Source organism: Arthrobacter sp. UYCu511 (genome assembly GCF_040547105.1).
Classification (GTDB): Bacteria; Actinomycetota; Actinomycetes; order Actinomycetales; family Micrococcaceae; genus Specibacter; species Specibacter psychrochitiniphilus.
In genome coordinates this window covers 309630-321278 of sequence record NZ_JBEPPB010000004.1, presented here as the reverse complement: position 1 = coordinate 321278, position 11649 = coordinate 309630, and the positions used below count along the sequence as shown (strand labels likewise).

Annotated in this window: 11 protein-coding genes; 6 read left to right on the top strand and 5 right to left on the bottom strand. The window is 59.9% G+C overall.

The window, feature by feature from the left end:
- Positions 1–161: 161 nt before the first annotated feature.
- Positions 162–704, bottom strand: coding sequence for an alternate-type signal peptide domain-containing protein (locus ABIB48_RS08560; RefSeq protein ID WP_315915556.1), 543 nt, complete (start codon positions 702–704; stop codon positions 162–164).
- A gap of 357 nt (positions 705–1061) precedes the next feature.
- Here ABIB48_RS08560 and ABIB48_RS08555 point away from each other — a divergent pair, with 357 nt between their 5' ends.
- Positions 1062–1430, top strand: coding sequence for a hypothetical protein (locus ABIB48_RS08555; RefSeq protein ID WP_354212736.1), 369 nt, complete (start codon positions 1062–1064; stop codon positions 1428–1430).
- A 134-nt stretch (positions 1431–1564) separates the two neighbouring features.
- Here ABIB48_RS08555 and ABIB48_RS08550 read toward each other — a convergent pair whose 3' ends face one another.
- The 3 genes from ABIB48_RS08550 to ABIB48_RS08540 form a co-directional block, all read right to left on the bottom strand.
- Positions 1565–2974 (bottom strand): MFS transporter, encoded by a 1410-nt coding sequence (locus ABIB48_RS08550; protein WP_315915553.1) that lies wholly within the window; start codon positions 2972–2974, stop codon positions 1565–1567.
- 229 nt (positions 2975–3203) lie between these two features.
- On the bottom strand, positions 3204–3341 hold the full coding sequence (locus ABIB48_RS08545; RefSeq protein ID WP_354212735.1) for a MetS family NSS transporter small subunit: 138 nt from the start codon (positions 3339–3341) through the stop codon (positions 3204–3206).
- Complete coding sequence (locus tag ABIB48_RS08540; RefSeq protein WP_354212734.1) at positions 3338–4942, bottom strand: sodium-dependent transporter; 1605 nt, start codon at positions 4940–4942, stop codon at positions 3338–3340. Before ABIB48_RS08540 ends, ABIB48_RS08545 begins: the two co-directional genes overlap by 4 nt.
- Before the next feature lie 291 nt (positions 4943–5233).
- Here ABIB48_RS08540 and ABIB48_RS08535 point away from each other — a divergent pair, with 291 nt between their 5' ends.
- The gene (locus tag ABIB48_RS08535; protein ID WP_354212733.1) at positions 5234–6100 is read left to right on the top strand and encodes a hypothetical protein; all 867 of its coding nucleotides are present in this window, start codon (positions 5234–5236) and stop codon (positions 6098–6100) included.
- Positions 6101–6125: 25 nt separating this feature from the next.
- Here the strand turns inward: ABIB48_RS08535 and ABIB48_RS08530 are convergent, their stop codons facing one another.
- Positions 6126–7553: an NAD(P)H-quinone dehydrogenase gene (locus tag ABIB48_RS08530; protein ID WP_354212732.1), complete on the bottom strand. Its 1428-nt coding sequence runs from the start codon at positions 7551–7553 to the stop codon at positions 6126–6128.
- A 167-nt stretch (positions 7554–7720) separates the two neighbouring features.
- Between ABIB48_RS08530 and ABIB48_RS08525 the strand changes: the two genes are divergently transcribed.
- The 4 genes from ABIB48_RS08525 to ABIB48_RS08510 all read left to right on the top strand — a co-directional run bounded on the left by ABIB48_RS08525 (position 7721) and on the right by ABIB48_RS08510 (position 11600).
- Complete coding sequence (locus ABIB48_RS08525; protein ID WP_354212731.1) at positions 7721–8536, top strand: purine-nucleoside phosphorylase; 816 nt, start codon at positions 7721–7723, stop codon at positions 8534–8536.
- A gap of 33 nt (positions 8537–8569) precedes the next feature.
- On the top strand, positions 8570–10486 hold the full coding sequence (locus ABIB48_RS08520) for a phospho-sugar mutase (protein ID WP_502914116.1): 1917 nt from the start codon (positions 8570–8572) through the stop codon (positions 10484–10486).
- Between the two features lie 99 nt (positions 10487–10585).
- Positions 10586–11290, top strand: a complete 705-nt coding sequence (gene deoC, locus ABIB48_RS08515; RefSeq protein WP_110104557.1) for a deoxyribose-phosphate aldolase — start codon at positions 10586–10588, stop codon at positions 11288–11290.
- An 85-nt stretch (positions 11291–11375) separates the two neighbouring features.
- The gene (locus ABIB48_RS08510; RefSeq protein ID WP_110104558.1) at positions 11376–11600 is read left to right on the top strand and encodes a hypothetical protein; all 225 of its coding nucleotides are present in this window, start codon (positions 11376–11378) and stop codon (positions 11598–11600) included.
- Positions 11601–11649: the final 49 nt, after the last annotated feature.

Here is an 11649-nt window from a genome sequence, read left to right as displayed (position 1 = left end):
CCACCGCCCCCGGCTGTGTTCCCCCTCCCCCTCCCCCAACCACACCGCCCCCCCGCGTTTAGTGGGGGGGGGGGGGGGGGGTTGGGGGGGGGGGGGGGGGGGGGGGGGGGGGGGGGGCCCCCCCCCCCCCCCCCCCCACCACCGGGGTCTGGGAGCTTTGGTTACTTGGCGTTGCTAGCTACGGGGGCTTGCTGGACCAAGGAGTAGCCAATGCCGCTGAGGTCTACTGAGGCTTTAGTGGCCGTGCGTCCGGTGGTGGACTTGTTGAAGGTGAAGGTGGTGGAGGCCGTCACAACGCCGCTATCAGCGGGGACCAAGTCTGTAGTGGCGGAAACTACCGTCTTGTCGGCCTTGGTCAAGGTGGTTGCTGAGACGGTGGCGTTAGCACCAAAGCCATCTGCTGCAGAGGCGCCGGTTACTGCCAGCCGGGCAACCATCAGGTCACCATCAAGGCTCACAGTCAGGGGCTGCGTGTAGGTCAGTGTGTCACCGGGGACCACATTGTATTTGGCAATGTCAACAACGGTGTTGGAAGCATTGGTCCACACACCGGCGGTAGCAGGAACCAGGTTCAGATCACCGGAAACTACCTTGCCCATGGAGGCGCTCTGCGCTTGGTTCCAGGTAGCCAACGTGCCGCCGCCGCCTACCATCAGGACAATTCCAACACCGGTTGCGATTACGCCTTTTGTCATCTTGTTCATTGCCAGACCCCTTGTTCGTGTTCTTCTTGGCAAGCGTTCCTGCCGATGAGAACTACTCTGCCGTCACCAACTTAAGGAAGGGCACTGGAAATCTGGAAGGTTTGAACAAGTTAGTCTCAAGAACCAAAGATCCGCTCAATGCTCAAGAAAAGCTCAAGAAATGCAGCAGGAGACGCGAATTTCCTATCCGAAAGGCTAGCGCTAAGGCTCACATTTCCCTTGCTTACTTAAGCTTCGCGCAAGTAGTTGCTCAGCAGTGAAAAATCGCCTGATTGTGGCTTTTCCCGCGCTATCGTTAGGTCTAAGAGCGTTGGCATGGAGCCGCACTACACATCAGTCTGGAGGCACGGGAACCCTATGGTCATAATCCAGTTGCCGCTAATGTGCGTAGATACGCTGCTTGATTTACAGGATTCATTAGGTGGCGAAAAGAGTTTGTGCCACGACTTTGTCAGCCGCTATCTGCAAATGTGGCCTGGGCGCTTTGCTCGCATTCATGCCGCTGTGGCAACCGGCAATAACGAGGCCGCCCTTGATGCGGCGTTGAGCCTGAGAAGTTCCTCCGTCATGGTGGGGGCAGCCCGGCTCGGTGAACTCACCACAGACCTCATCCTTCTCTTGGAATCCCACAGCCATGCTTTAGCCATGACAAAACTGGCCACGCTGCAGTCCTGCGGAAATCAAACCGCCGGTCAATTGGCAGACTTCTGCAAGGAATCACACTAAATCCTCATAAGTAAGGGCCCGCCGGGACCAACCAGAAATGGTCGGTCCCGGCGGGCCCTTACTTATACCCGGCACGCGTACCCGGCACGCGTACCCGGCACGCCTCGTTAGAGAAGCGTTCAAGCTAGCCGAGACTAGCTGACGTTGGAGGTGTACTCCAGATCGCGGGTTTCTTTCATGATAAACAAGGCAATGAGAGTCAGCACCGCCATTGAGGTGAGGTAGATACCCACCAGGACAGGGCTTCCATCGGCAGCCTGCCACAGTGCAACGGCAATGAACGGGGCCACGGCGGCACCGAGGATGCTTGCCATGTTGTAGCTGATGGCGGATCCGGTGTAGCGCACGTTCGTGGGGAAGAGTTCAGGTAGTAGGGCACCCATGGGGCCAAACGTCAGCCCCATCAAGGTGAAGCCCAGAATCAGCAGCGCCATGACCCCGGCGGTGCCGGCACCCAGGAGCGGCACAAAGGTCAGCCCGAACAGGGCAATTGCCGCGGTGACCCACAGCAAGGTCTTGCGGCGGCCGTACTTCTCGGCCAGCGGGCCGGATACCAGCGTGAAGATGCCGAAGAACACCACACCGATGATGAGCATGATCAAGAATTCATTGCGGGTGTAGCCCAGGCCGGGCACCCAGGAGGCAATGGCATCGGCCGTCATGGGCTTGCCAGCAGCTTCCGCCTTGGCCTTGGCGGCTTCAATGGTTGCCGGAGCCGTGCCGTAGGAGAGCGTGAAGGTGGTCATCAAGTAAAACAACACATACGTGGCCAGCATGACAAAGGTACCCAGGATCAGGGGGCGCCAGCTGGTTTTGAAGACACGGCCCACGGGCAGCTTGGAGACCTCACCCTGGTCAATGACCTTCTGGAATGCCGGTGTCTCAACCAGCTTGAGGCGGACATACAGGCCCACAATGACCATGACGGCACTGAGCAGGAACGGCACGCGCCAGCCCCAGGCCTGGAACTGTTCGGTGCTCAGACCAAAGCTCAACCACAGGAAGATTCCGTTGGCCAGGATAAAGCCGATGGGTGCGCCCAGCTGCGGGAACGTGCCCCAAATGGCGCGTTTCCCTGCGGGTGCGTTCTCCGTGGCCAGCAGTGCCGCGCCACTCCACTCGCCGCCCAGGGCCAGGCCCTGCAGGAAGCGCATCACCACCAACAGTGCCGGTGCCCAAAAAGTCCATCCGGGTACCAGCGCTGTTGGCAGGCAACCAATCAGGAACGTGGCCACACCCATGGTGAGCAGTGACGCCACCAGAGTGCCCTTGCGGCCTACCTTGTCACCGAAGTGGCCAAAGACAATGGATCCCAGCGGGCGGGCAACAAACGCCACACCGAAGATGGCGAAGGAGCTCAACAGCGCCGTGGCGGGGTCTGCGGTGGGGAAGAACAAGGCAGGGAAAACCAGTACGGCCGCAGTGGCATAGACATAGAAGTCGTAGAACTCAATGGTGGTACCAATGAGGCTGGCAATAATAACCCGGCCGCGGCTGTTGACAGGTGGTGTCTCCACGGTCTGCGCGTTGTGGGAGGGGCTCATGAGGTGCTTTCTTTCCGGACTCTGCCGAGTTTGCATACCCGGCGCGGCGATTTCAATTCTTTCAAGCGCTCAATCCTAATCCTATGTCCAACTGATGGACAACTTCCGCCAGCATGTGGACACTTCTGTCAATTGCCTGCCTGGCTTTGGGCACAAAAAAGTACGACGCCGTAAGGTGCCCTTCCACGCGGAGGGACCCTTACGGCGTCGTACTTCAGGTGCAGGAAGGCTAGAGCTCGTGGGGCAGATCCTCGGGAAGCTCCTCGTCCTCTTCCGGGTGACGGGCAAGGTTCCATAGGGCCAGGCTAAACCCGCCGCCAATGGTCAGCACGGCAATAATCATCATGGTGATGGCTACAGGGGTCATGAATTCACCTCTTTAAGGTTGTTGTCAACATCGCCTTCCGCGTGTGCGGCGGCATTGAATGCTTCGTATTCGGGATCCTTGAGCTTGGACTTCTCGCTCCAGGGAATCAGGGAGAGCAGCAGTGCGCCCACAATCAGGGCACCAGCCATGCCCCAGCCAAACACTCCGTTAAACCAGGCAGGGTAGTCGGAGTACTGTTCGGAACTCTTGGACTGGAGCTCATTGATGAGCAGGTAGCCCAGGACCACCGGCACCACGCCGCCCACCAGAATCCGCCATACGGTACCTACCTTCAGGGTGGAGGTCACATTGAGGTGTTTCTGCAGGCGCGGGAGGCTGCCCAACCCTGCGGAGATCACAATGATCGCTACCAAGGCGCATGCAAGAATGCCGAACTGGTTCACAAACGCGTCCGAGGTGTCCAGGAGCTGGATGCCCGTGGTGGTGGGGAACAGGATCAAGGAGATCACGGCAATGGGAATGGTGACTACCAGGGTGGCGCCCTTGCGGCTCCAGCCCAATTTGTCTTGGAACGCCGCCACAATGACTTCAAGGATGGAGACCAGTGAGGTCAATCCGGCAAACACCAGCGAACCAAAGAACAGCACGCCTAGAACTGCGCCGAAGGGAGCTTCGGAAACAATGGTGGGGAATGCTACGAACGCCAGCCCAATACCGCCGGAGGCCACTTCATCCACGGCCACCCCGGAGGCCACGGACATGAATCCAAGAGCCGCAAAGACGCCGATCCCGGCCAGAAGTTCAAAGCCGGAGTTAGCGAAGGCCACTACCAGGCCGGAGCCAGTTAGATCGGTCTTGCGCTTGAGGTAGGAGGAATACGTGACCATGATGCCAAAGGCCACGGAGAGGGAGAAGAAGATGTGGCCGAAGGCCGCTGCCCAGACACTGGGGTTTTGCAGGGCTGTCCAGTCGGGGGTGAAGAAGGCATTCAAGCCCACCATGGCACCGTCCAGGAACAGCGATTGCACCACCAGGACCACAAACATGACCACCAGCAGCGGCAAGAACACTGCGTTGGCCCGTGAAATGCCCTTGTTAACGCCAGCCACCATGATCACAATGACCACAATCCATACTGCGAGCATGGGGAAGAATATTTTGGAGACGAAGTCGAAGGAGACTCCGGCCGTATCCGCTGTCTGCAGGAAATCGCCAAAGAAGAACCCCTCTGCATCATCTCCCCAGGCCTTTGTCACGGAGAACCACGTATACATGGCAGCCCACGCGATGATCGCGGCGTAGTAGATGGCGATGACAAAGCAGATCAGTACCTGCCACCAGCCAATGGGTTCAGCAGCGCGGTGCAGGCGCCGGTAGGACAACGGGGCTGAGCCGCGGAAGCGGTGGCCAATGGAGTAGTCCAAAAAGAGCAGCGGGATGCCCGCACACAACAGCGCCACCAGGTAAGGGATCAAGAAGGCGCCCCCACCGTTTTCGTAAGCGATGTAGGGGAAACGCCAAATATTGCCCAGGCCAACGGCGGAGCCGATCGCTGAGAGGATGAACAGTTTTCGCGAGGAGAAGGTCTCTCGACGGGCCGGAGCAGCCGCTCTACTCCGGCCAGCGGGTGAATTTGTCATGAGGCCACATTAACCCATCCGTGAGCAAGTTTCGTCATTTTGGGAACTACTTGGCGCTCTCAAACGTTCCTGGAGAGCCCAGTGGCACTGCCGCGGCGAGCTCAGCAACCGCAGCTGGAAGCAAGTACTTGCCCGCAAAAATGCAGGTACCACTACTGGTGCCACGGCTTGGGGATTCCCTTACACTCGCTACACAGGGACACCGCTCTGTGCAGGATTGAGGTGGCAGCGATGGCTTCATCGGGCAGTTTAGAATCCTCGGGCTCTGAGCTTTGTAGCTCGAATAGACGTGTGAGCAAAGCAAGGAGACGGCACCTGCGCAGCGCGGCGGTCACGGTGGCGCTGACGCTGCTTCTGCCACTCGCCGCTTGTTCCTCTAACCAACGCCCATCACCGCCACTGGCACTGCATGATCCTGGATGTACGGTTGGCTTCCCGCACCGGGAAACGGTTGAGACCAGCGATCCTGGCGAAGTTAAATACCTGAACTACATAGCGGTGTGCAGTAACGAAACTTCCGGGACAATCTCACTGCAGAATTATAGCGAGATGGTGTGGGCTTTCAGTGACTCTTTTCCTGCGCCCCTGATCACGGCAGATGAACGCAGCCCCGAAGTTGCCCTCTTTCACACTACTTTTCCATCCTATTACAGCACCACCTACATGGTTCCGGGAGAAATTGTCACCGTCAACGGCGCAGACCAGAGCCTCTCTTGGGCTATTCACCCGGACCTGAGCGTGGCCTGGACGGGAGGCAGTTATATTCTCAAGAAGTTCAACGAATACGGTATGGATGCCTTGGATGAAATCATGGCGGAAGGTTCCCCCACGCACCAAGCCTTCTGGGACTGCACTCATGCGCTCTATGACACTGGCGCTCAAGTGCACAAGTCCCTCACAACCGTTGACTACGATCCCCTTGAGCAGCTCAAGGACGGCTGGGATCTGAGCAACAGTGCCGGAACGTGTGCCACCTCATGGAAAAGCGCTGCCCGCGAAAGCCGCCAAGCAAAGATACCCCAATGGTCTGCGTTCACGGACGATGCCTACAGGGCACTGGAACCCGGTGCAGGCCTGGGCACTAAAATGAACGGCCTGAAGGCTGCTGTCCAAGAAATGCTGCCGCGAATTTGCGCCGCACTCCCAAAGGTGTGTTAGCGCGCTGCACAAACATCCAACAGCGTTACATGTGCACGTGCAGGCGGCGGGCGGCCTCGGCAATAGAGCCTGAAAGGGAGGGGTACACGGTAAAGGTGTTGGCCAGATCATCCACGTGGAGCTTCTGCGTCACAGCCAAGGCGATAGGGAAAATCAGTTCACATGCTCCCGCCCCCACAACCACCCCGCCAATGACGGTTCCGGAGCCCTTGCGAGCAATGATCTTAATGAAGCCCTCGTTGACGTTACGCATCTTGGCCCGCGCGTTGGTCTGCAGGGAGAGCTTGATGACATCACCTTGATATTTACCGGAGGCCAGATCCGCCTCTGAGACACCCACGGAAGCAATTTCCGGGGAGGTGAAAATGTTAGAGGAGACCTGGTTCAGCTTCAAGGGCCGCACGCCGTCGCCGCCCAAGTGGGCCACCGCAATGCGTCCCTGCATGGCGGAGACGGAGGCCAAGGCAAAGACACCCGTGCAGTCCCCTGCGGCGTAGACGTTGGGTGCGCTGGTGCGGGAAACGCCGTCAACCTTGATGTGGCCGGTGGGGGTGACTTCCACGCCGGCAGCTTCCAAACCAATATCGGTGGTGTTGGGGATGGACCCCACGCACACCAGGCAGTGAGTGCCGGTGATCTGCGAGCCGTCTCCCAAGGTGACAATGACGCCGTCGGCAGTACGCTCCACGGCCTCGGCACGTGACTGGGACAGCACGCGCAGCCCGCGGCGGGCAAAGACGTCTTCCAGGACAGCGGCGGCGTCAGAGTCCTCACCGGGGAGGACCTGGTCACGGCTGGAAATCAGGGTGACTTTGGAGCCCAGGCCGTTGAAGGCGGAAGCGAATTCGGCTCCGGTTACACCGGAACCCACCACAATGAGCTCTTCGGGGAGTTCCTCAAGGTTATAGATCTGAGTCCAGTTCAAGATCCGTTCCCCGTCAGGCTGTGCCGTGGCCAGCTCACGGGGGTGGGCGCCAACGGCCACGAGGATGGCGTCCGCTTTGATGATTTCCTTGGTCTCGCCGCGGTCAACTTCAATGGTGCGGTTATCCAGCAACCGGCCGGTGCCAATAATGATTTTGACACCCACTGCTTCGAGTCCCCGGCGAATATCAGTGGACTGCTCACGGGCCAGGCGCATCACACGCTCATTGATCTGTTTGAGATCGGCCTTCATAGCGGCTTTGGGGTTGCCGTCGGTGGCATTAAAACTGACACCGAGCTCGGTGGAGTCAATGCTGCGGTTCATGGCTTCAGCCGCGGCAATCAGCGTCTTGGAGGGAACCACATCGGTGAGGACAGCGGAGCCTCCCATTCCGGCGCGTTCCACAATGGTCACCTCGGAACCCATGGACGCTGCCACCATGGCGGCTTCATATCCGCCGGGGCCACCGCCAAGAATAGCGAGGCGGGGAAGGGCAAAGGGCTTGAAGACATCCTGATTGCTGGTCACAGTTCACAATTCTCGCCTATCGGTGCGTAGGCACCAACTTTGCCCCGATTAAGTGGTGCAACACACAGTGCAGAACGTGTCCCTTCCGCCGTTAGAACTTCTCACAGTGTTATGCGGCTGAGGTGTTGTGCAGGACGTTGGCGCGCCTCTGCGGCTATGTTGGATGCATGAATCCTTCACAGACTTCCGACTCCCCCGCACTCTTAGCTGCCGAGGCGGCCCACTACATTGCCCGCGCAACGGGTGTCCCCCAGCATGATGTGGCTGTGGTGCTCGGTTCCGGGTGGGGCGGTGCGGCGAACCTCATTGGTGAGGTCACCGCAACCGTTGATGCCGCAGAGGTCCCCGGCTTCCACGCACCCTCCGTTCCCGGGCATGTGGCCACCCTGAGCTCCATCCGCACCCCTGATGGCAAGAACGTGCTCATCCTGGGCGCCCGTACGCACTTTTATGAGGGCAAGGGTGTGCGTGCCGTGGTGCATGGCATCCGCACGGCAGCTGCCACCGGCGCCAAAACCGTGGTGCTGACCAATGGTTGCGGCGGTCTGAACCCGGACTGGACCCCCGGCACTCCAGTGCTCATCAGCGATCACATCAACTTGACGGCGTCCTCCCCGCTGGAGGGTGCCACGTTCGTTGACCTCACGGATCTGTACTCCGCCCGGCTGCGTGCTCTGGCACGCGAGGTGGACCCGTCCTTGTCCGAAGGCGTCTACGCCCAGTTCACGGGCCCGCACTACGAGACCCCGGCAGAAGTCCAGTACGCCAAGCGGATTGGCGCCGATCTGGTGGGCATGTCCACCGCGTTGGAAGCCATTGCCGCCCGCGCCGCCGGCATGGAGGTGTTTGGTATCTCCTTGGTGACTAATCTTGCCGCTGGCATTAGCTCCCAGCCGCTCTCACATGAAGAAGTTTTGGAAGCCGGGGCGGCTGCCGGGGCGCGTATTTCGGCACTTTTGGCCGCCATTATTGCCAAGCTCTAGGGCAAAAGCTGTGGGTGCGGTTACATTTGGGGTGTGAGACACGCACAGGAAAGCCCCACAGAGTCCTCGGCAGCCAACGAGCTAGCCGCCCTGCAGGCAGCTGCCCAGCAATGGGCAGCGCATGATCCCGATGCCGGAACAGCCGCGCAACTGCAGTCCTTAATCAATGATCCCAACGGGGTGGCCGAGCTGGCGGATAGCTTCGATGGCAACCTCCAGTTCGGCACGGCCGGGCTGCGCGCCACCATGGGTCCGGGCCCCAACCGGATGAACCGGATGGTGGTGCGCCGGGCAGCCGCAGGAGTTGCCGCGCACCTGCTGGCCCTGGCAGAGCAGCCCTTAGAAAGCGGGCAGTCCACGGAAATGAGGCACTCCTCGGAGGCTGGGCATCCCACGCAGGAGATGGACAGCGCCGTCGCCTCCCCCGAGGCCAATCCCACCGAGGCCAGCCAAACCGCCGCCGTCACTAGCCCCTACCGGCCGCGGGCGGTGGTGGGCTTTGACGCCCGCTACAACTCGCGTGATTTTGCCCAGGAAACCGCAGCGATCTTTACCGCAGCAGGCATTGAGACCTTTATTCTGCCAACACCCCTGCCAACCCCGGTTCTGGCCTATGCCGTCCGGGCGCTGGAGTGTGAGGCCGGGATCATGGTCACGGCCAGCCACAACCCGGCCCAGGACAACGGCTACAAGGTGTATCTGGGCGGGCGTGCGGTGGTTCCAGAGGCCCGCGGCGTCCAAATCGTGGCACCTCATGATGCCTTGATCGCCACGCAGATCAGCCACGTCTCAGACACCGCCTCTTTCGGCGACACCTCCGGGATTGCCATGGCTGAGGGTGGCTGGAACGTGCTCGGTGAAGACTTTGTTGACGGCTACCGGGCGGCCGTTGCCGGGTTGGCTGATCCCGCCACGTTCCCGGCACGTCAATTGCGCATTGTGCACACGTCCATGCACGGTGTGGGTGATGAGATGGCACGCGCTGTCTTCACCTCGGCGGGGTTCACGGACCTTCACGCCGTCTCCGAACAAGCCGCACCTAATCCGGACTTCCCCACAGTTTCCTTCCCCAATCCGGAGGAGGAAGGGGCCATGGACATGGCCTTCGCCTTGGCGAAGGAAGTGGGCGCAGACCTTGTAATAGCCAATGATCCGGACGCGGACAGGGTGGCCGTGGGCGCCCTTGATCCGGCCACAGGAGAATGGCACCAATTCCATGGCGATCAGGTAGGCGCCTTGCTCGGCAGTCATCTGGTGTCCAGAGGTGGCCGTCTGCAGGCGACTGAGAGCGGTGCGGGGGCTCCCGTCTACGCAAACTCGATAGTTTCCTCGAGGCTGTTGGCCAAGATTGCCGCTACTGCCGGGTATGAGCATGTGCGGACCCTGACGGGCTTCAAGTGGATTTCCCGCGTTCCGGGGCTGGGCTTCGGCTACGAGGAAGCGCTGGGTTACTGCGTGGCCCCGGAGCTGGTCAGAGATAAAGACGGAATTTCCGCTGGGCTGCTGATTGCTGAAATGGCAGCCGGGCTCAAGGCTGTTGGACGGACACTTTTTGATGTTCTGGACATTCTTGCGTTAGCTCACGGGCTCCACGCGAGTACCCAGATCAGCATCAGGGTAGAAGATCCCGCTGGCATCAAGAACATGATGGCCACCTTGCGGGAGCAACCGCCAACGGTGCTTGATGGCTCTGCCGTGATAGAACTGACCGATTTGGCCCTGGGCTCGGCAGATCTTCCCGCCACGGACGGCCTGGCTTATCTGACGGAGAATGACACCCGCGTCATCGTCCGTCCCAGCGGCACTGAGCCCAAGCTCAAATGCTATTTGGAAGTGGTGGTTCCCGTCTCCGGGCACAACAAACTCCAGCCAGCCAGGGAAGAAGCGCAACGTGCACTGGCCACCGTGGTCCAAGAGATCAAAGGCGCGCTGGGACTTGCGGACCTCTAACACCAGCTACCACAGCATCTGCCACAGCGGCGCTCCTGATGACCGCGCCCCGCTGTGGCAGGATAGTCAAACACAATTGCCCATGGGAGGATTGCCAGCATGACATCCAACAGCCCTTTCCCCGCCGAATCCGGCGACGAACTTGCTCGCTACATTGACCACACACTCTTGGCTCCTGACGCCAGCCAGGCAGACGTTCTGCGGCTGTGCAAAGAAGCCGCTGAGTACCACTTCAAAGCCGTTTGCATCAACCCCGTGTGGGTAGAAACAGCCAAGAAGGCCTTGCTGGGCACGGGCGTGCTGACGTGCACCGTGGTGGGTTTCCCCCTCGGCACCCACAACACCGATGTGAAGGTTTTTGAGGCCCGCGGCGCCACCATGGACGGCGCGGATGAGGTGGACATGGTGATTAATATCGCCTCTGCCCGCGCACTGGACAAGGCGGCTCTGGTCTCGGATATATCCGCCGTGGCGGAGGTGGTCCATGAGGGTGATTCACTACTGAAGGTCATCATTGAGACGGCTATGCTCAGCGATGACGAGAAGGTTCTGGCCTGCCAGGCAGCACTCGAAGCCGGCGCCGATTTTGTGAAGACCTCCACCGGCTTCAATGGCGGCGGCGCAACCACCCAAGATGTTGCCCTGATGCGTAAAACCGTGGGTTCAGAGATGGGCGTGAAGGCCTCAGGCGGCGTTCGAACACGTGAAAAGGCCCTGGAAATGATTGAAGCCGGTGCCACCCGCATTGGTACCAGCTCAGGTATTGCCATCGTCACCGGCGCTGTGGGCACCAGCTCCTACTAATTCGTACTAAGATCGTGGGTAGATCATCAGCGCCGGCACCCCGGTGCACCCACTCAGCTCCCCGGTCTCGGGGTCAGGAGGAACCGTGTCCAATAACGCTTACCGCGGCGAAAATAGCCTGGTGCAGTCCGTCGTTCTGTTCGTCATTTTCTTTGCCTTGTTCCTTGGCGGCATTTTTGCCTTCTCCTACTGGAGCCTTGAGAGCTTTGCGCATGCCTTTGTGCCGGCTGGCGTTGGCATTGGCCTGTGCGCACTGGCAATCTTTGTCCCCGTGACCATCATGGGCCGCTCGGACTCCGCAGGAGAATAATCCCGCGTATAACGAACCCGCAGTAATCGGTGCAAGCTGACTACTGCGG